18 protein-coding genes and 1 tRNA gene are annotated in these 20765 nt (G+C 55.7%); 2 read left to right on the top strand and 17 right to left on the bottom strand.

All coding sequences use genetic code 11. The features are described 5' to 3' along the window. Positions 1-152: 152 nt before the first annotated feature. From JRC49_11745 to JRC49_11715, 7 genes are all read right to left on the bottom strand, one after another. Positions 153-659, bottom strand: a complete 507-nt coding sequence (locus JRC49_11745; protein ID QTE70465.1) for a sigma-70 family RNA polymerase sigma factor — start codon at positions 657-659, stop codon at positions 153-155. Between the two features lie 195 nt (positions 660-854). After that, entirely contained in the window at positions 855-2027 is a 1173-nt protein-coding gene (locus JRC49_11740) for a DUF1887 family protein (GenBank protein ID QTE70464.1), read from the bottom strand. 33 nt (positions 2028-2060) lie between these two features. Continuing rightward, a complete protein-coding gene (locus JRC49_11735; protein ID QTE70463.1) occupies positions 2061-2894 on the bottom strand; it encodes a hypothetical protein in 834 nt (277 codons plus the stop codon). Between the two features lie 165 nt (positions 2895-3059). Then, the gene (locus JRC49_11730; GenBank protein QTE70462.1) at positions 3060-3539 is read right to left on the bottom strand and encodes a DUF3021 family protein; all 480 of its coding nucleotides are present in this window, start codon (positions 3537-3539) and stop codon (positions 3060-3062) included. Position 3540: 1 nt separating this feature from the next. Continuing rightward, positions 3541-3981 (bottom strand): LytTR family transcriptional regulator DNA-binding domain-containing protein, encoded by a 441-nt coding sequence (locus tag JRC49_11725; protein QTE70461.1) that lies wholly within the window; start codon positions 3979-3981, stop codon positions 3541-3543. Continuing rightward, positions 3982-4668 (bottom strand): ABC transporter permease, encoded by a 687-nt coding sequence (locus JRC49_11720; protein ID QTE70460.1) that lies wholly within the window; start codon positions 4666-4668, stop codon positions 3982-3984. A 2-nt stretch (positions 4669-4670) separates the two neighbouring features. Further along, complete coding sequence (locus JRC49_11715; GenBank protein ID QTE70459.1) at positions 4671-5516, bottom strand: ABC transporter ATP-binding protein; 846 nt, start codon at positions 5514-5516, stop codon at positions 4671-4673. 250 nt (positions 5517-5766) lie between these two features. Between JRC49_11715 and buk the strand changes: the two genes are divergently transcribed. Further along, positions 5767-6873: a butyrate kinase gene (gene buk / locus JRC49_11710; GenBank protein ID QTE70458.1), complete on the top strand. Its 1107-nt coding sequence runs from the start codon at positions 5767-5769 to the stop codon at positions 6871-6873. A gap of 298 nt (positions 6874-7171) precedes the next feature. On the opposite strand, the gene JRC49_11705 is transcribed toward buk, so the two are convergent. The 3 genes from JRC49_11705 to JRC49_11695 form a co-directional block, all read right to left on the bottom strand. Continuing rightward, complete coding sequence (locus tag JRC49_11705) at positions 7172-7906, bottom strand: hypothetical protein (protein QTE70457.1); 735 nt, start codon at positions 7904-7906, stop codon at positions 7172-7174. A gap of 766 nt (positions 7907-8672) precedes the next feature. Beyond that, positions 8673-8745, bottom strand: a tRNA-Ala gene (locus JRC49_11700). An 80-nt stretch (positions 8746-8825) separates the two neighbouring features. Beyond that, a complete protein-coding gene (locus JRC49_11695) occupies positions 8826-9791 on the bottom strand; it encodes a class B sortase (protein QTE70456.1) in 966 nt (321 codons plus the stop codon). A gap of 197 nt (positions 9792-9988) precedes the next feature. On the opposite strand from JRC49_11695, the gene JRC49_11690 reads away from it, so the two are divergent. Further along, a complete protein-coding gene (locus JRC49_11690) occupies positions 9989-11488 on the top strand; it encodes a carboxypeptidase M32 (GenBank protein ID QTE70455.1) in 1500 nt (499 codons plus the stop codon). 65 nt (positions 11489-11553) lie between these two features. Here the strand turns inward: JRC49_11690 and JRC49_11685 are convergent, their stop codons facing one another. The 7 genes from JRC49_11685 to JRC49_11655 form a co-directional block, all read right to left on the bottom strand. Further along, entirely contained in the window at positions 11554-12234 is a 681-nt protein-coding gene (locus JRC49_11685; protein QTE70454.1) for a dihydrofolate reductase family protein, read from the bottom strand. 160 nt (positions 12235-12394) lie between these two features. After that, positions 12395-13030, bottom strand: coding sequence for a DUF4867 family protein (locus JRC49_11680; protein QTE70453.1), 636 nt, complete (start codon positions 13028-13030; stop codon positions 12395-12397). A 138-nt stretch (positions 13031-13168) separates the two neighbouring features. Beyond that, positions 13169-14296, bottom strand: a complete 1128-nt coding sequence (gene tgt / locus JRC49_11675; GenBank protein QTE70452.1) for a tRNA guanosine(34) transglycosylase Tgt — start codon at positions 14294-14296, stop codon at positions 13169-13171. A gap of 194 nt (positions 14297-14490) precedes the next feature. Then, positions 14491-15279 carry an RluA family pseudouridine synthase gene (locus tag JRC49_11670; protein ID QTE72872.1) on the bottom strand — a complete coding sequence of 263 codons (789 nt, stop codon included), beginning with the start codon at positions 15277-15279 and terminating at the stop codon, positions 14491-14493. 1 nt (position 15280) lies between these two features. Next, a complete protein-coding gene (locus JRC49_11665; GenBank protein ID QTE70451.1) occupies positions 15281-16144 on the bottom strand; it encodes a class I SAM-dependent methyltransferase in 864 nt (287 codons plus the stop codon). Between the two features lie 168 nt (positions 16145-16312). Then, complete coding sequence (locus tag JRC49_11660; GenBank protein ID QTE70450.1) at positions 16313-17611, bottom strand: hypothetical protein; 1299 nt, start codon at positions 17609-17611, stop codon at positions 16313-16315. Next, complete coding sequence (locus tag JRC49_11655) at positions 17608-20733, bottom strand: isoleucine--tRNA ligase (GenBank protein QTE70449.1); 3126 nt, start codon at positions 20731-20733, stop codon at positions 17608-17610. The genes JRC49_11660 and JRC49_11655 overlap by 4 nt, the downstream gene beginning before the upstream one ends. Between the last annotated feature and the right edge of the window lie 32 nt (positions 20734-20765).

Raw genomic sequence — 20765 nt, 5'->3', positions numbered from 1 at the left:
TTTATCTGATGACGCCGCGTCACAAGCAACAGATGACGTAAGGGGATTTTTCCATTTTTGTCAAAAAAGCAAAGATCCATCATCAATACAGAAGCCCTGCCGTCTCTCACCCGGCAGGGCTTCCAAATGGAAAGGAGGATATATCCCGGATGTCAGGCGATCATTTGCCTGGCTTTCTCCAGTCTTCTGAAAATGGTGGCCGCACTGGTCTGCATGCACTCCGCCGCTTCGCGGATCGTCATTCCCTGCATGGATACCAGCAGGAGCACCTGGCGGTATTTCTCCGGCAGGTTCATTACGTCCATGATCAGCTCCCGGTCTTCTTCCGGAGCGTTTCCAAGTTTCTTCAGGTCTTCGGGGGAAATCAGTCTGCTTTCATGCTTATACCAGCTTCTTTTGAGGTAGTCCCGGCAGGTATTCCCTGCAATCCGGGTAATCCATGTACGGGCAGAGCATCCGTTTTTCGCTTCAAAACGGCCGATGCTCCGCCAGGCCTTCAGGAACGTTTCCTGGGTGGCGTCTTCCGCATCTGTCCGGTTGCCCAGCATCATAAAGCAATAGCGCAGGATTTCTGTGCCATAGGCGTCATACCATGCGGAAAGAACCGATTCATTGTTCACACAGGTCTCTGCCTGCCGTCCGCCGCGTATGATTTCCATGAGTCATCCCTCCTTGGCTATAAGCATAGCAGGGCAATCTTACTTTCAGGTGACTTCTGCCTTACGTTTTCGTAAGCTATGTAAAAAACCCGGAACCGCCTTACGGCGATTCCGGGGCTTCCTGTGTTGCACCAGATTGTTACAGGAACTGCTTCATGTATTGTGTCCTTTTAATTCTGAATTCTGATTTCTGAATTACTTCATCAGTCTTCTGATGCTTTCGTCCACATTGCCTTCCTGCAGGTCATTCAGGTCAATGATCCGGATATTCAGTTCCGCCGCCCGGTTCCGGGCGGACGCTCCGGCAGGTTCTGCGGTCACAATGGCCGCCCGGGCAATCTGTCCGCCGAAGCGGTCCCGCAGGACGGCCAGTTCGTTCAGGGCTTCAGTCCGGATCATACAGGTCTTGCAGCTGATAAATACCGGGGTAATCCCCTGGGTGCACATCACGTCCAGCTCATTGGATACCGCGTGGTCCTTTTCATCCCCGTTCCAGTCCACAACGGCGCTGGTCCGCACGTCACTGAATATACCGGTATCCAGGCAGGCTTTATAGATATACAGTTCCAGCACGCTGCCCACGTCCCGCAGCCAGGCGCGAACCTGCGGATCCCGGAAATAGAATTCCACACTTTCCTCCGGCACAATCTTCAGGCCGGAGATCATCCGGATCTTCTCCAGGTCCCGCAGGGCTTCCTCCGGGGCCGTCAGCCGGGCGCCCTGCTCCCCTTTGACAATATAGTCTCCCTGCACGCTCAGCGAATAGGTTCCATCTTCCCTCGCCGCCGAAACCCGCTGGATATACGTCACGATCCTGTCCCACTGGCGGCGGTATTTCAGGAAAACGGCAAAGAACGGATCAATATCCTCCATGTACCGGGACAGGATGCTGTTATCCACCCGGCCTTTTCGCATGGATCCGCCCGCCATCAGGAAACAGTCCTCCACCGAGAAGGTGATATCGCATACGTAACCGTGCATGGACGGCGCGTTCTGGATACTGTAAAACTTATTCATCGTGCGGCTGTAGGTGACCACGGGGATTGCTGCCTCGGAGCAGGCCAGTCCGGCCGCGAACAGCACGGCGTCCGTGCCGCCCGTGATATCCATCACAGCGTCCGGATGATCCTTCAGGATGGCGCGGAACAATTCCAGGATCTTCTCCGTGTCGTAGATGTCCACATACAGGAACTCCATCGCGGCCTCGATCCCGCGGTGGGCAAAGTAATCCTTCAGCTGCCTCCGGGCATGCTCCGGCGTTCCCTCCGGACAGACATAGATCACCTCTTCCGGATGAAAGATCTCCACACCCAGCACATTTTCCAGCGGGCGTTCGTCAAACAGTTCAACCAGCGTCTTTACTTCCATCTGTGATGCCTTTCTCCTGTCCGGATCCTGTTTTTATTTCAGCCCTTTGGCAAGTCGCTGCCGGCTGATTTCATAGAAACAGACGGTGGCGGCGCTTCCGGCGTTCAGCGAGGAAGCCGCGCCGAAGATCGGGATCTTCGCCAGCACATCGCATCCGTCCTTCCAGGCCCGGGACAGGCCGAAAGTTTCATTGCCGATGGCTAGGGCAACCGGGCCTGTCAGGTCGATCTCATCCAGGTTCTTTGTCCCGTGGGCGCTCGTCCCGACGATCAGTGGTTTTTCCGGCCGTGCATGGAGCCACTCCAGGGCACCCTCCGCGCTGGGCATCTCCGTAAATGGAATGGCAAACACCGTGCCCACGCTGGCGCGGATGCACTGCGGATCATAAAAGTCCGCGGCATGGCCGGTAACGATAACCCCCGTTCCGCCAAAGGCGTCAGCGGAGCGGAGGAAGGTTCCCAGGTTTCCGGGGGACGCCGGACGGTCAAAGACAGCATACAGCGGCGGCATGCTGCTTTTGGAAGTCTTCTCTTCGATCCGTTCCAGTCCGTCCGTACGTTCACGGACAAGGGCAATGATCTCGCAGCTCTCTTCCCGGTCGGAAAGGTCCGCGTGCATGCCTTCCTCCATCTGATAAAGAATTTCCGGCTTCGCTTTCGCGATCATATCCTCCGCCCATCCGGACAGGCGGCGTCCGTCAGCCACCGCCATGGCGGCAAACTCCCAGTTATGGCGGATAGCCTGCTCCACCATCTGCACGCCTTCCATGAAGGCAAGCTTCTGTCTGGTTCGTTTTTCGCGGTTGCGTTTAAGCGTTTCGAACCGCTGGTATTCCGCTCCGCGCGCATACATGCGTTCAATCTTCATCTGCCGGATCTCCTGTTAATTTATGTTCTGTCTGGATTGTAGCATACGCCGTGAGCGCCCGCAAGAAGCATGATATTATCTGCATTCCGGAGCACTTAATTGTTCATTGTTCATTGTTAATTGTTAATTGACAAGCAGCGGAGCTTCCGCTCCGCCGCCTTATCATTACGTCTTTTCCCTTTTCTTGAATTTTTCCAGCGCTTCCTGCAGTTTATTGTTCTCCGATATTTCCTTTGTCCGGGTCAGTATGGTCATGATAACCATAGCCACTGCGAAGAATGCACCGAAGACAATCCAGGCGCTGGCGGCGTCTGCCGGGAACCATTTCCACAGGCGGCTCATCACGAACACGCCCAATACGATCACGAAGAAATAGAGGGTCTTTCTCAGGAAAACGCTCATGTTTTTGATCCATCGGTCCGTCATGAACACGTCCTTCACCACGACGGAAAACACCGCGAGCAGGAGGAACTGCATCAGGGTTTCAAGCGAAATCCCGCTTTTCCCGAGGCTGAATATGGGGGATACTTTCGCTCCCAGATCGCCCATCAGCCAGCTCATTGCGCACAGGGTCACCACGCCCCCGGCGAAGCTTGCCATAATTTCTTTCACAAGCCAGTTGAGGTATTTGATTTTTTCTTTCATCTTACCTCACCCCCAGCTTCTGGCGCAGCTCGTCCGAGTACATGCGGGAAACCATAATCTGTTCTCCGTTTTGCAGGGTCAGCCTGATTTTCCGGTTGATGTCCGCTTTCAGGCTCTTGATCATCCTCAGGTTCACAATCGTCTGTTTGCTGACCCTCAGGAAGTCCCTTTCAAGAAGCTGTTCCTCCACCTCGTACAGTTTCAGTTCAGACTCATACATCTCCGTCTCTGTGTAGATGAAGGTCTTCCGTTCCACTGCCTCGATATACAGGATCTTGTTGGCGTCCAGGATGTAGGTTTCCCCGTTCTTTTCCGCGCTGACCTGCATATCGAGCATCCGCATCATCGCGATCAGTTTCTCAATGTCCTGGCTCAGCCTCGGGGCATGGATCGTTACGGATGTCTCCGGGTATTGGTCATTGATGTCGATATCTATCTTCACTTATTCCAGTCCTTTTTTCCTGAAGGCGACAAAGAACATCACCACCGCCAGGATAGCATTCGCTGCCAGGATGACAGCTCCGTCCCATTTTATTTCAGCAAAGGACATAGCGTCAAGCAGGAACCGGGTCTGCTGAGTGTAAAGGAACCGCGCCACCGCGCCAATTCCTTCATTGAACATGGCAAACATCGGAATGAAGGAAAGGATAATCATCGCCATCGCGCCCACAGAGCCGGCAGACATCTGGTTCTTTGCGGTGATTCCGATCACAGCGCCGATCACGATGGAGATCAGGAAACCCACGCCCATCACCAGGAAGAAGAAGGGCATATCCGCCGCCGGGAAGGAAACAGCAAACAGCACCGAACCGATCATGCTGATGATCCACACATAGGCGCCGATGCCCGTCAGGTACTGTCCGGGCTTCACGTTGGACATCATCAGCACCCGGAGGGTGTTCTTTTCTTTTTCCTCCGCAATAATGGCTGACATGGCGGTCAGGGGCGCCATGGCCATATACATGGCGGCAAACATTTTGGTATACATCAGTTCCGGAACGCCTTCCGGTCTGATCACCCGTTCCAGGATAAACGAAACCACCGGCAGCAATATAAGCTGAATCAGGACCGCCTTGTTCTTGAAGGTATCCTTCATCTGCTTTCTGATCATAATAAGAATATTATTCATGTTCATTCTTCCTCCAGTTTTCTTCCGGTCAGTTCCAGGAATACGGTTTCCAGCGTCGGCTCAGAGGAGTGAATGGTTTCCACGCGTTCCTCTTCCAGCAGCTTGCTGATCTTCTCCGCGGATTCCTTGCTGTGGGGCAGCTCCATATCTTCGCCTGTGTTCAGGTGCAGCACAATCCGCTTCTGGTGGTTGAACCGGCGGCAGATTTCATCCGGTGCGCCGCTGTCCACGATCACGCCCTCGTTCAGCAGGGCTACCGTGTCGCAAAGCTTGGCTGCTTCTTCCATGTTGTGGGTCGTAAGGAAGATGGTGCATCCGTGCTTTTTCTTGTCCAGGATGATCTTGTGGATCTGCTTCATCGTCATAGGATCCAGGCCCGTTGTCGGCTCATCCAGGAAGATGATTTCCGGGGAAACCATGAACACCCGGGCCAGCTGCAGCCGGACCCGCATGCCCTTGGACAGGGCGGAAGCAGGCTTCTTCGCGGAATCCTCCAGGCCCACCAGTTTCAGCGTTTCCATGATCTTTTCCTTCGGCGTGCCGTAGATGTCCGCGAACACCTTCAGGTTGTCATAGCAGGACAGCCGTTCATATACGCCAAACTGATCCATCATGATACCGATCTTTTTCTTATCCTCGCCCGAGAGGCGCCGCACGTTCTTCTGGAGGATCATCGCCGATCCCTCTTCAAACTCCAGCTGCCCTGTCAGGATTTTGATCAGTGTGGTCTTTCCGGCGCCGGAGGGTCCCAGCAGTCCGAAAATCTGTCCGTCAGGAATATCGAAGCTGATTCCGGACAGGACCTTTTTGTCTGTGTAGGATTTTTCAATTCCAGTGCATTGAATCATGTCGTACCTCCCGTAATGCTTTTGCGGGGCATACAGTAACAGAAGGACCTGATGGGTTCAAGATGCCCGGACGTATGTTGCCGGTTTCTGTGCATGAGATGCCGGATTCGGTCATCAAAAAACGGATGCCTTTCCCCTGTTCCTGAAAAACATAATTAATGCAAAGGGTTATCCTTTCATTGCGTCGAATTGATATTCCAGCTTTCTGAGAAGAAAGCTTATTCTTGAAGAATAGCGTTGGGTTATAGTTATGGATTTTAAAATCTTGGTCATCAATCCCGGTTCCACCTCCACCAAAATCAGCCTCTTTGTAAACAAAGAGGAACTGTTCCAGAAAAGCCAGTTCCATGACGCGCCGGTTCTGCTGCAGTTCCCCCACGTGAACGGCCAGGTGCCTTTCCGTTACCAGGTGATCCTGGATATGCTGAAGGAAGAAGGGGTAGACCCCTCCGATATCGATGTGTTTGTCGGCCGCGGCGGCAGCGCCTGCACCCAGCCCAGCGGCGTCACGATCATCGACCAGAAGCTTTATGACGATACCGAAGCCGCTGTCGGCGGCAGCGAACACGCCGCAAAGCTGGGCGTCATGCTGGCCTGGCGGTTTGCGCAGAACTATCATAAGCCGGCCTATACACTGAATCCTACCAACGTGGATGAATACTGCGACTACGCGCGCCTCACCGGTATCCGCGGCCTCTACCGCACACCCCACTCCCATGTGCTGAATCCCAAGGCCGTTGCTGAGGCCCATGCGGAGTCCATCGGCAAGCGCTATGAGGACTGCAACTTCATTGTGGGCCATATTGACGGCGGCGTCACCGTCAGCACGCATTATCACGGAAAAATGATCGACGGCACCATGGGTGCGGACGGCGACGGTCCCTTTGCCCCCACCCGGATCGGCAGCGTGCCGGTGCTGGAACTCCTGGATTATCTTGAAACCCATCCCCTGGATGATGTGCGGCGAATGTGCTCCCGGTCCGGCGGATTCGTCAGCCTTTTCGGCACGTCCAATTCGGATACAGTCCACGCCCTCGTGGAGCAGGGAGACAAAAAGGCCACCCTGGTCTGGAACACCATGATTTACCAGATCTGCAAGAGCATTGGCGAAATGAGCGCGGTGCTTTGCGGCAAGGTGGACGCAATCCTGCTGACCGGCGGACTGATGCGCTTTGACGATATCACCGAAGGCATCAAGGAACGCTGCGGCTGGATTGCCCCGATCTATGTCTATCCGGGCGAGATGGAGCAGGAAGCCATGGCCTTCCCGGTCCTGAAGGTCCTGCGCGGCGAAGCTGAAGCCATTACTTACAGCGGCAAGAACGTCTGGCAGGGATTTGAAGGACTGGATCTGTAAGAAATATAGATTGACTAAACAAAACTGCGGAGTAAAAAACTCCGCAGTTTTTATGTGGACAAGTGCCATCCATATGGCAGAACAGCGTGCAACAAGGCTGTCATTTCGACCGAAGGCATAGCCGTAGTGGAGAAATCCCTTACTACGTCCGGAGGACGAAAAGCGGCAAGAGTGTGACTGCCAGGGACTGACTGTCTGTCACTGTTTTCGAAGAAAATGTGACTGAAAGTCTGTCCCTCTGTCACTGCTCTTGCCGATTATTCTTTTCGTTCTTTCAGATCCTTTCCACTTTCAGTACTCAAAACCCATTTTCCACTTCACCGGTTTCCGTGTTTACCCATACGGTATAGCGCTGGTTCCCGATCCAGGAAAACATGATCTGCCAGCAAGCTTTCCCGTCTTCAGTCACAATGTGACCGACGGTGGCTTCATTGTAGTATTCAGCGTCCGGGTTTCCCCGGACATAGCCGCAAGCAACCCGGACAGCTGCATCCGCGGAAACGGCTGCCTGTGCCGGATCGAATGGATCGTCTTCCCCGGAAGCCGGTTCCGGATCAGCTACAAAGAGCAGCCGGTTATTGTCCAGGATAACGGTGCCACGGGTAACTGTGACGGGTTCCCCGTAACCATACGGTCCTTTTTTGTTGATGATGATTCTTCCGTCCGTGATGCTGTCCAGCAGGAAATACTGATCATAGCCATCCAGGATGTAGGTTTTCTGATTGAGCGGATCATAGACCGACAGTTGAATGCGGACCATTCCGCTTCCGAACATCCTTTCGGTGCACAGATCCACACAACCGTCTCCCGTGACGTCAAACCAGAGATAAAACGGGCGTTCTTCCCGGGAAAACGAGTACCTTATGTCGTTTTCATCTGGGAGAAATTTGATTTTCTCCAGGAGGATGTCCTGCGGGTTCAGCCCGTATTCGGCAAGATTCTTCTCCGCATCCTCCGCATACGCAGCGGATACACAGAGGAGCAGCAAAAGCATGATACACACAAATCCCGTGAGCAGGTTCTTTTTCATCATCTTCAGCCTCCTGTTGAACTTATTCAATGTTATCATGGATTTCGTGATCCGGAAAGGATTGGCCGGTGCCGTACTTCTCCGTCAATGGGTTAGACGCTGAATGGATGAATTTAGTTCCCGAAATTCTGAAAGAGACAGGGGGCGGTTCTTTTTGTTCCCTTCCCTTGAACAAGATTCGTAGCACAGTACAATGCACAAAAAGGCTGTCATTCTGAGCGAGCGAAGCGAGGAGAGGGCGAACCGCCGAGGACTGCCAGTGGCAGAAATTTCGTCGGCGGTGAGGTCAACCGAAACAAGTGGTCTCCACAGTGTGGAGCCACGCCGATTGAGGTTGCGGATATCCCTTACTACGTCCGAAGGACGCAAAGCGGCAAGAGTGTGACTGCCAGGGACTGACTGTCTGTCACTGTTTTCGAAGAAAATGTGACTGAAAGTCTGTCCCTCTGTCACTGCTCTTGCCGCTTATTCCGTCCATTTTCAAAAACCGGTACACATTCGGTACACAAAAAACAAAAATCCAGGGTATCCTGCCCGGAGATTCGAACTCCTGTTCCGCAACCTCAATCGTCGCCCTGCTCCCTTGGAGCGGTCGCATTGCTCGTTTCGGTTGACTCACTCAGGTCGCTTTTGCCTACGGCAAATAGCCCACTGGGCTACCGCTTCCTTCGTTCCCCCCTCCACTGCCTCGCAGCGTCGGGCAGGAGTTCGGATCTCCCTGTGCGACACAACAAAAAAGCGGATCACCATAAAGGTGATCCGTTTTTTGTGGAGCATAGGAGATTCGAACTCCTGACCCCAACACTGCCAGTGTTGTGCGCTACCAACTGCGCTAATGCCCCGAACAGATGGTATATTATCATAGAATTTTCGCTTTGTAAAGCACTTTTTTCAGGACTTTTTTTCTGCCGGAAAATGCGGCTTAATAACGCGGAAGCGTAAGGTTATTCTCGCTTTCTCCGTCCCGCAGCCTCCGCGCTGCAACGACCAGGCGGTCCGTTTCCTTGTGGTCGCAGGTCACCAGGATCAGCAGCTGTTCGTCCGGCCGCACGTCCAGCATATTCGCGTGATAAGACCGGGCAAGCAGCTGTTTCAGAGCTTCTTCCCGCTCATCCACCCGGTTGGAATCCAGCGCCCACAGGTTGTAGTAATTCCGGTCTCCCGGTTCCGTGTTGATGTCCGCCACGGCAAACACAGCGTACTGCCCGTCCTCATACTGGCTGTCAAAAGTAATAATCCTGTGCTTGTAGTAATAGGCGCTTTCCTTATACTTCCGCAGCCGGCCGAACATGTTCCCGCTCTTCATGTTATGGCCGAACAGAAATACCGTGTAGGGCCTTGTCAGCAGATTGATGCTGGAATCGGTAAAGATCGCGCCGTTCGCGTTTTTCTTTCCGTTGATGTCATGGGTCAGGAAGAAAGTGTTGTCCTTCAGGCCAACCGCTTCCTCCAGCTGGTCCACGCTCAGCCAGCCCATGATATAGCTGCTCTTCTTTTTCAGTTTCCGGAAGCGCTCCGAAACCTGGAGATTCGGATTATCCGGATACGGAACCGGCGGCAGGAAAACGGACTGTGTCGGTTCCGGTTCCGGGGTCGCCATTTCCTGCTGCGAGGCCGCTGTTACGGGCACAGCTGTCGGGGCCGCCGTCGGAGTGACAGCAACCGCCTCTGTAGGTTCTTCATAGAGTTCATAAAGGGCCTGGCTGGTCTCCCGGGAGGAATAGTATTCCGCGCCGTAGGCGATCAGCCGGATCACGCTGTATATAATCATCAGGGCAAACACGGCAGCAAGGATCAGCCGGCGGCGCTTTTTCCGCGCCGCGGCTTCTTCGATCCGCTTCCGCTCTTCCGCATACGGATCCGGTCTTCTCTCCGGATAATACGGCATGCCCTTGTCCCTCTTTTACTTCCTTCTCTTTTTGAAAGGAACCATCGCTGTTAATACAGCAAGTATACCTGCGCACAGGGTCATCAGGCAAGCCCGAAGGAAAATGTTTTTCATGGTCCCGGCATTCGGCGCCGGCTCGTCTTTCTTTTTCTCTCAGGTTTCTGCTATAATCATGCCCATAAAGGAGAGTGAACCCCATGACCCTGAATGAAGCAATCGCAAAACTTGATGAACTGGAAAAATCCACCTATGCCCTGAACCACGCCCAGAGCATTTTGTACGTGGATGGCGATACCGTCGCGCCCAAAAATTCCTGGAAAGGCCGGGGTATGGCCCTGGCTTACCTGACCGAGCTGGCCTACAAGCAGCTGGTCAACCCGGAAACCGGTGAAATGCTGGAGACCATCCTGCAGCATAAAGAGGAGACCGACGAAGTCACCTTCCGCAAGGCGGAACTGCTGAAGGAGAATTATGATGAATACAACATCCTGCCCATGGAGGAGTTCGTTGCCTATCAGGAGCTGACAAACGAATCCGGCGCCGTCTGGCATGACGCGAAGGAAAAGAGCGACTGGGACCTGTTTGCTCCCTATCTGGAAAAGATCGTAGCCTTCCGCCGCCGCTTCGCCTCCCTGAAGGATCCATCCAAGCCCGCCTATGACGTCCTGCTGGATCAGTTTGAAAAAGGCGCTTCCATGGAATCCCTGGATCCCTTCTTCCGCACCCTGCGGGAGGATCTGTCCCCGGTCATTAAGGAAGTGGCCGCCCGGGAAAAGCCGGTTCCTGCCTTTATGAAAGGACCCTGGGCCGTCAATGACCAGCGCCTGTTTTCCCGGAAGGTTATGGCCCTGGAAGGCATTGATCCCCTGAACTGCACCCTGGGCGAAACCGAGCACCCCTTCACCGACAGCACCAACAAGTGGGATGTGCGTATCACCACCCACTATTATGAGAATGATCCCTTCTCCAGCATGTACAGCGTCATCCATGAAGGCGGTCACGCCCTGTACGAGCTGAACATCCGGGACGACCTGCAGTTCTCCAATCTGGCCAGCGGCGTATCCATGGGCGTACATGAAAGCCAGTCCCGGTTCTATGAAAACCTCATCGGCCGCAGCCGCGCCTTCTGCACTCCCCTGCTGAAGATCATGAAGGAAGTCTTCCCCGCCCAGATGAAGGACGTCACGGAAGACGAGCTGTATTCCGCCATCAACCTGTCCAAGCCTTCCCTGATCCGGACCGAAGCGGACGAACTGACCTACTCCCTGCACGTCATGATCCGCTATGAACTGGAAAAGGCCATGATCGCCGGCGACCTGAAGGTGGCGGATGTTCCGGGTGAATGGAACCGGCTGTACAAGGAAGTGCTGGGCGTGGACGTGCCGGATCATAAGCGCGGTGTCCTGCAGGACAGCCACTGGTCCTTCGGCGGCATCGGCTACTTCCCCAGCTACGCCCTGGGCAGCGCCTACGGCGTGCAGATGCTGGGGCAGATGGAAAAGGACGTGGACGTCTGGACCACGGTGGAAAAGGGCGACCTTGCCCCCGTTACCGCCTGGCTGGCCGATAAGATTCACCAGTACGGCAGCCTGAAAAAGCCGCAGGATCTGCTGCCTGCCGCCATGGGCGGTCCGCTGGACGCGAAGGTTTATACAAACCACCTGAAGAAGAAATTCAGCGAACTGTATAAGCTTTAATTCACAGCATATGAATAAGCAAAGGACGCTGCGTCATTGCAGCGTCCTTTTCCTTTTGTCTTCTGTTATCCGATCACTTCATACCTCAGCCTGACGTATGAGTCTTCCAGCTGCTCGCAATCGATCAGCTTCAGTATCCCCAGCTTGTCCAGTTCCTCCCTGGTGGTAATGGATTCGCCGTCAATCAAGGTGGAGGTATTCGTTCCTCCGACCAGCACCGGCGCCACAACGATGTCCACAAAGTCAAAGAGCTTTTCCCTCAGGAACAGTCCGTTCACGGTTCCGCCACTCTGGATCGTGATCCTGTCGCACCCGTATTCTTCCTTCAGCCTCACAAGTGCCTCTTCCAGGCACTGTTTTTCCTGAAGGATAATCCCCAGGTTATCCGCCTTCACCCTGAAGGCCGGATGATCCGGATTGGTGGTAATCAGCACAAACTGCTTCGACAGTTCGCAGAAAAACCGGACTCCGTGCTCGTTCAGATGGGAATTATCGACCAGCACAAAAGAAACCGGTGTCTTGGGCGGCATCTCTTTTTCATTCACCCCAAGCTTTGCCTGCACCCTGCCGGTGTTCAGCGACCACAAGTCCGTGGTCTGCTCTATCTCATAATACTGATGAAGGCCTTCCTTGACGCCATCCATATAAGGGAAGTCCTGATCCACGTCCAGTACGTCAGATGCTCCCGTACTTATTTTTCCGTCCACCGACATCAGCATAAACAGTGTAGTAATGGGTCTGTCCATACTCTTTGCCTCCCGTCCTCGTATTGTTAATACATTAAACGATCCGCACGGAAACATCCTGTTTTTTCCTGCTTTGTTTTGTCAGCTTAACAGATATATTATACCACAACATGAAAAAGGACGCTGCGTTCATTGCAGCGTCCCCTGTTTATATTGCTGATCAGATCAGATCCGCGATGTCGGGGTTCACACCCTTGATGCAGACCTTCGCGCCGGAAGCGGCTTCAGCGGAATCCGCATGAGCCAGCAGCCACTTGTTGGCAGCGGTCATCAGTTCGTCTTCAGCGTTCTTCACGGTGAACTCGGGCTTCGCCAGGTTCGTTCCCTTGGGCAGAACCACGATCACTTTGAAGCCCTGGCCCTTCTTGGCGCTGCAGGGAGCATAGTGCAGGGTCGTGGCATATACTTCAACCATGGTGCCGGCGGGGCACAGATAGGCAACAACCTTGTCGGTGTCCAGAATGCCGTCCACGATATCTTCACGCTTGGCCAGCAGCAGGATGAAATCTTCCGTGCCGACGTTCAGCTCGCTGTCCCGGTGATACTCCAGGCAGTTCATCTTGGTGTTGTGGCCGTTGCACCAGCCGATCTGGATGGGCATTCCGCCATAGGCGTTGTTCCGCAGGTCCTTTTCGATGGCCAGCGCCTGCAGCTCGGGCTGCTCCGGCACATATTCCACACCGTCCGGGCAGGGAGTAACCTTGTCCAGGGTCTCCAGCAGTTCCTTCAGGTCGTAGCCGGTCATCACCTGGCCGTAGTTCTGGAATGACGGGTCGCTTACGGGTAAGATCTTCATGGGTTTGTCCTCCTTTATATAATGCATAATTCATAATGCATAATGCACAATGATACAGGACACGCACCGGGTAAATACACTAATCATAATTATGAATTATGAATTGTGAATTATGAATTCCTAAGAATTTCTGATCCATCAGAAATTCTTAGTGAGATCATATCTCTCGTAAAACTCCTTACGGTAGTCCAGCAAGCTGTCATTCGCGATCGCTTCCCGGATTTCCTCCATCATGTGGATCAGGAATCGCAGGTTGTGGATTGAGGCCAGCCGTCCGCCGGTGATCTCCTTCGCGTTGAACAGGTGCCGGATATAAGCCCGGGTGAAGTTCTTGCAGGCGTAACAGTCGCACTGGTCGTCCAGGGGGCTGAAGTCGTGGGCGTATTTCCCGTTCTTCACCACAACCCGGCCCTTGCTGGTCATCACGCTGCCGTTGCGGGCAATACGGGTGGCCAGTACGCAGTCAAACATGTCCACGCCCCGGATCACTGCCTCGATGAAGCAGTCCGGCGTTCCGACGCCCATCAGGTACCGGGGCTTCTGCTCCGGCATATGGGGCATCAGTTCATCCAGCATTTCATACATGATAGGCTTCGGCTCGCCCACGCTCAGGCCGCCGATGCCGTAGCCGATGAAATCCATATTGGAAAGCGCCTTGGCGCTCTCAACCCGCAGGTCCTTGTAGAATGCGCCCTGCACGATACCGAACAGTGCCTGATCTTCCCGGGTGTGGTGCTTCTTGCACCGTTCCGCCCACCTGTGGGTGATTTCCATGTTCTTCTTTGCCGTCTCCCAGTCGCAGGGATAGGGAGAGCACACGTCAAAGGCCATGGCGATGTCGGAACCCAGCGCCTGCTGGATATCCATGGACTCTTCCGGGCCGATAAACTGCCGGGAGCCGTCCAGATGGCTCTGGAAGGTAACGCCTTCCTCCTTGATCTTCCGGATTCCCGCCAGGGAGAACACCTGGAATCCGCCGCTGTCCGTCAGGATCGGGCCGTCCCAGCCCATGAACTTGTGCAGCCCGCCGGCTTCCTTCACCAGGGCTTCGCCCGGCCGCAAATGCAGGTGGTAGGTATTGGACAGCAGGATCTTGGTGCCGATTTCCTTCATTTCCCGGGGCGTCATCGCCTTGACGCAGGCACTGGTACCCACAGGCATATAAATCGGCGTGGGGATATCTCCATGCGGTGTGTGCAGCACGCCCAGCCGCGCGCCGGACTGCTTGCACACATGGAGCACTTCATAACTGAATGGTTTACTCAAGGCAAATCCTTTCTGAATTCATAATTCATAATTCACAATTCATAATTGAATATACTTATCTTCCTGAACTCCGTCAAAGCAGTGCAATCTCACTTTTCAGTCCGGATACAGAATCACAATTCAGCATACACTTCATAATTGTGAATTATGAATTATGAATTGTGAATTTGTAATCCAGCAGGTTTCCTGCTGTATTACAACAGTTCGTCTGTTTTGATTTCCTTGAACTTGTCGAACTCTTCCAGCTTCTGCACGACCTCTTCGCGCAGCACCAGCGCCGGGCGTTCCTTCGGGAGATCCGTATCCTCCGGAATTGTCAGCAGGTCTGCGTAAGTATCCCAGATGCCTCCGTCCGGCAGGGAGTGGAAGGTCATCAGCTCGTTCTGGGTGGGATGGCGGAAAGTCAGCTTGTAGCCCCACAGGGCGATCTGCTGTCCCGGGATGCCTTTGCCGTAGCGGTTGTCTCCCCACAGCGGCGCCCCGATATTGCTCATCTGTGCCCGGATCTGATGCTTCCGTCCGGTTTCCAGGCGGATCGCGCACAGGGCGGTTCCGTTCCGGCGGTCAATGCAGCGGCCATGGAGTATGGCCATCTTGCCGCCCTTTTCATCCGCCTCGCACACCACTTCCCGGTTCTTGATCTCGTCGTGGATCAGGTAATCGGTCAGGGTGAATTCATTCGGCACGTCGCCGGTCACCACGCACAGATACTGCCGGCCGATATCATGCTCCCGGAGCTGGGCGTCCAGTCGTGCTGCCGCCTTGCTCGTCCGGGCAAAGACCATCAGTCCGCCGACCGGCCGGTCCAGCCGGTGCACCAGGCCCAGATAGACATTGCCGGGCTTGTGATACTTCTCTTTAATATAGTTCTTCAGCACGCTCAGGATATCCGGATCCCCGGTCCTGTCTGCCTGGGACAGCATGTTCGGCGGTTTGACAGCCACCAGCACCTGGTTATCCTCGTACAGGATATCCCCGATCAGGTCAATCACGCTGCCACCTCCCGCTGGCGCCGCAGGGCAGCACACCGCCCGCGGTCACGGGCAGGCACAGCTCCTCGCTGTCCACCTTCCCGCCGAAGCGGCTCACCACGCACTTCTCCAGCATGTTGCTCAGCACGCTTGCCTGGAAGCCGGTGGTATAGCTGTTGATCAGGAAGAACAGGGGCTCCTTGCTCAGCGCCTGCGCGCAGGTTTCAATCAGCCCGTACAGTTCGTTTTCCAGTTTCCATACTTCGCCGGAAGGTCCCCGGCCGTAGCTGGGCGGATCCATCAGGATACCGTCATAGCTGTTGCCGCGCCGCAGCTCCCGCTGCACAAAGCGCAGGGCGTCTTCCACAATCCAGCGGAACCTGTCTTCCGGCAGCTTGCTCAGCTCCCGGTTTTCCTTGGCCCACTGCACCATGCCCTTGGCCGCGTCCACATGGGTCACATGCGCGCCCGCGGCAGCGCAGGCCAGCGTGGCGCCGCCGGTATAGCCGAACAGGTTCAGTACCTTGATATCTTTCCGTCCGTCCTTCCGGATCAGGTCGCTCATCCAGATCCAGTTAGCCGCCTGTTCCGGGAACAGGCCTGTATGTTTGAAGCCCGTGGGCCGCACATAGAAGGAAAGATCCCCGTGCTTCACGGTCCAGCGTTCCGGCAGTTTCTTCAGGAACTCCCATTCGCCGCCACCCCGTTCACTCCGGTGATAATGGGCCTGGGCGCTCTTCCAGAGCTTTTCCTGTGCTTTCGGCCAGATCGTCTGAGGATCCGGTCTGCGCAGGATAATATCGCCCCAGCGCTCAAGCTTTTCGCCGTCGCCGGTATCCAACACTTCATAGTCCTTCCAGCTGTCAGCTAAGAACATAAATCGGTTCCCTTTCAATTCATAATTCACAATTCATAATTCATAATGAAATATACTGCGCTAATCTATCCAAAGCTGATCACATACAATATGCTTACCACAGCAATGCCAGACTTTCCGGTTTCACACTTCATAATTGTGAATTATGAATTATGAATTGTGAATTGCTCAGAAGCGCGTCAGTACGTCTTCGTGCATCCTGATTAATGCGTCCACAACGTCACGGCAGTACAGCCGGTCCAGGCCGTCCAGCGCCGGATCTGTTTCCACATACTCCCGCAGGGCTTCCCGGTCGCCGAAGGCAGCCTTCGCCGCCAGCCGGTTCGCATTGTCCACTTCGCACAGGATATCCGCCAGCGCTTCCGGCACCCGGATCGCAGGCATCTCCTGCTTTCCGTCCTTCAGGATCAGGGCGGTCTCGATGATCGCTTCCGGAGACAGCTGCGGCATGGTGCCGCCATTCTTCCTCGCTACCGCGGGAATCTCCGCCGTCTCGTTACGCAGCAGCGCCAGCGCCAGCTTCATCGGCCGTACCGGCGGCACCTTGGAAAGCAGCAGCAGCTGGGCCATTGCGCCCTCACGGCTGTCCGCTCCCTGATCCCGCACGGTGTTCATATACAGGATGCGTTCCTTACGCTTTTCCACGGTCTCCCCGAATTCGGGGCGTTCATCCGGGATAAAGCCTTCCTGGGCGGGCAGGAACTCCGCGTGGTCCGTCACGTCCCCAACCGGGATCGCGTCCCACCATCCCAGCCAGCGCCTGGCCAGGCTGCCCAGTTCGCCGTTGTCCGCGGCTTTCTTCAGCTTTGTCAGCAGGTCCGTCTTTCCGTCCTTCATCTCGATCAGGAAAGCGAATCCCGGCAGGCCGGCGGTCACCGCCTGCACGTTTTCCGGGCGGATCTGCAGCCGCTTGGCATAGTTGTCTATACCGTTGGCGCCCCGCATAGGCGTCCGGCCCATGCCGTAGCAGCGGTATCCCCGGTCTTCAAACACCGCGGTGGTCCGCGCCACAGGCTGGCCCAGGTTGATCACCAGCGCCTTCGGGCAGTATTTGTCCATATCGTCGCAGAGCTTCAGGATCACTTCTCCGGCCCGCAGCGCGTGCAGCAGGCCTTCGATGCCGCCGTTCACCCGTGCCTGGTCCGTCAGGCCGGGATCTTCCTCCTCGTCGGAGTCCAGTGCGCTGCGGTCCTGGAAGAAACGGCTGGCAGCCTGGCAGTCGCCGGCGTAGATCACGCAGTCGGCGCCTTCCAGTACTTTTTCGCGCTCGGAAAAGACCTGAAAGGTTCCTCCCTTTCCGGCCTTTGCAAAGATCTTTTCCCCGTAGCCCTGCAGCAGCTCCTGCATCGCAGGATTGCCTTCCTCCACCGTCACTTCTGCGTTCGCTTCAGCTCCGGCAAAAAGCAGGTCAGTTAAAAGGGCGGGCAGGAGCGTCGGTACGTCCTGCCCGATCATGGCGATCCTCATGCTTTCGCGATCCCCAGTTCAGCTTTCTTTCCGTTGATATCCCACTTCTGGCTTACGCTGCCTTCCGGCGCGGTTCCCCGTGCCATGGAGGTGGCCAGTGTGGTCCGGCCGATCATTTCGGCGTAGGCTTCCAGTGCGGCGGCCAGCTCGTCATCGCCTTCGTAGTACAGGCTGATGCGGTCGGTCACTTCGAAGCCGGCGTCCTTACGCATGGTCTGCACCTTGGAGATGACCTCGCGGGCGTAGCCTTCGCGGATCAGCTCGTCATTCAGGTTGGTGTCCAGCACCACGGTCACGCCGCGGTCTTCCGCCGCGATGAATCCGGGCTTGTTCATGGGCGTGGTCAGCACGTCGTCCTTGTTCAGCTTCACTTCAGTGTCATCGATCATGAAGGAAACTTCCTCGCCGCGGGCGAAGGCGTCCACCACGTCGTTGCCGTCCATCTGGCCCAGGTACTGGCCGATCTTGCCCAGCAGCTTGCCGTACTTCGGTCCCAGTGTCCGCATCTGCGGCTTCAGCAGGTAGGTGGTGAAGGCGCGTGCGTCGTCGGTGAAGATTACTTCCTTCACGTTCAGTTCGTCTTCGCACAGTTCCTGGTAGGCCTTCTCGAATTTCGCGCCCTTGACGTACAGCTTCTGCACGGGCTGGCGCACCTTCAGGTTCGCGGTGTTGCGGCAGGCGCGGCCCAGCTGGATGGCTTCCACCAGGGCGTCCATCTGCTCTTCGATATCGGTGTTCACGGCAGCCTTGTCAGCCACCGGGAAGTCGCACAGGTGTACGCTTTCCGGAGCGCCGGGCACGTTGTTCACCACCAGGTTCTGGTAGATCTCTTCTGCCAGGAACGGGATGAAGGGCGCGCACAGCTTGCTCAGGGTCACCAGCACATGATACAGGGTGGCGAAAGCGGCTTCCTTGTCTCCGCCCATGCCCTTGCCCCAGAACCGTTCACGGCCGCGGCGCACGTACCAGTTGCTCAGCTCGTCCACGAAGGCTGCCAGCTTGTTGGCGCTCTCGGTCACCCGGTAGTTGGCCAGGTCATCGTCCACCTGGTCGATCAGGGTGTTCAGCTTGGACAGGATCCAGCGATCCATCAGGGTCAGCTCGGTCTTCTCCAGCGGATGGGCCACAGGATCGAATCCGTCGATCTGGGCGTACATGGCGAAGAACGCGTAGGTGTTCTGCAGGGTAGCCAGGAACTTCCGCTGTCCTTCCTGCACGGCCTCTTCGCTGAAGCGGCTGGGCAGCCACGGAGCGGAGGTGGTGTAGAAGTACCAGCGCAGCGCGTCGGCGCCGAATTTATCCAGCATTACGAAGGGATCCACCACGTTGCCCAGGTGCTTGGACATCTTGCGGCCTTCGGCGTCCTGCACGTGACCCAGCACGATACAGTTCTTGAAGGGTGCCCGGTCAAACAGCAGGGTGGAGATCGCTTCCAGGGTGTAGAACCATCCGCGGGTCTGGTCGATGGCTTCGGAGATGAAGTCCGCGGGGAAGTTCGCTTCAAACTCTTCCTTGTGTTCAAAGGGATAGTGCCACTGGGCAAAAGGCATGGAGCCGGAGTCGTACCAGCAGTCGATAACTTCCTTCACCCGGTGCATTTCCTTGCCGCACTCGGGGCAGCGGATGGTCACCGCGTCGATGAAGGGACGGTGCAGTTCGATGTCCGGACCCGGATCGTTGATGGCCATCTCGCGCAGCTCCTTGATGGAACCGATCACGTGCAGGTGGCCTTCTTCGCACTTCCATACCGGCAGGGGCGTTCCCCAGTACCGTTCACGGCTGAGGCCCCAGTCGATAACGTTCTCCAGGAAGTTGCCCATACGGCCTTCCTTGATGTTGTCCGGCATCCAGTTGATGGTCCGGTTGTTGCGCACCAGGTTGTCCCGCAGTGCGGTCATCTTGATGAACCATGTGGGCCGTGCGTAATACAGCAGGGGCGTGTCGCAGCGCCAGCAGAAGGGATAGTCATGGGCGAAGGGCACAGCCGCGAACAGCAGGCCGCGGTCCTTCAGGTCCTGCAGGATCAGGGGATCCGCATCCTTCACGAAGGTTCCGGCCCAGGTGGTTTCGGCAATGAACTTACCCTGGGTATCCACCAGGTTCACAAAGGGCACGTTGTTCTCGCGGCAGACCCGGTTGTCGTCTTCACCGAAGGCGGGAGCGATATGAACGATACCGGTACCGTCTTCCATGGTGACGTAGTCGTCGCAGACCACGAACCAGGCTTTCTTGTCCGGCTCCACAAAGCGGTACAGGGGTTCATACTCCATGCCCTTCAGGTCGGTGCCGACGAATTCGGCTTCAAAGGCCAGTTCCTGTCCCTCAAACACTTTCTCGGTCAGGGCCTTGGCCATGATGTATTTCTTTCCGTCCGGCGCGGTGAACTTGCAGTAGGTATCGCGGGGGTTCACGCACAGCGCCAGGTTGCTCGGTAGGGTCCACGGGGTGGTTGTCCAGGCCAGCAGATAGGTGTTCTCCTCACCCTTCACGGCAAAGCGGACAAACGCGGAAGTTTCCTTCACGTTCTTGTAGCCCTGGGCCACTTCGTGGCTGGACAGGGCGGTTCCGCAGCGGGGGCAGTAAGGCACGATCTTGTGGCCCTGGTACAGCAGTCCCTTTTCGTGGATCTGCTTCAGGCTCCACCACTCGGACTCGATGTAGTAGTTTTCATAGGTGATATAGGGATGTTCCATGTCGACCCAGTAGCCGACCTTCTCGGACATCTTTTCCCACTCGTGCAGGTACTTCCACACGCTCTTCTTGCACTCGCCGATGAAGGGCTCGATGCCGTATTTTTCGATCTGGGGCTTGCCGTCCAGGCCCAGGGCCTTTTCCACTTCCAGTTCAACGGGCAGGCCGTGGGTGTCCCAGCCGGCCTTGCGCAGCACGCTCTTGCCCTTCATGGTCTGGTAGCGCGGGATCAGGTCCTTGATAACGCGGGTTTCGATATGGCCGATATGGGGCTTGCCGTTTGCGGTAGGCGGTCCGTCAAAGAAGGTAAAGCGTTCGCTTCCATCCCGGTGATGATAGGACTTGCGGATGATGTCCTTCTCATTCCACATCTTCGCGATAGCCTGCTCCCGGGAAACAAAATTCATATCAGTCGCAACTTTAGTGTACATAGTCGATAACCTCTTCCAGTTATAATTCTGAA

Source organism: Clostridiales bacterium FE2011, from assembly GCA_017569305.1.
Lineage (GTDB): Bacteria > Bacillota > Clostridia > Christensenellales > Aristaeellaceae > Aristaeella.
The sequence above is the reverse complement of the archived record's forward strand: the minus strand, read 5'-3'. Positions and strand labels throughout refer to the sequence as shown.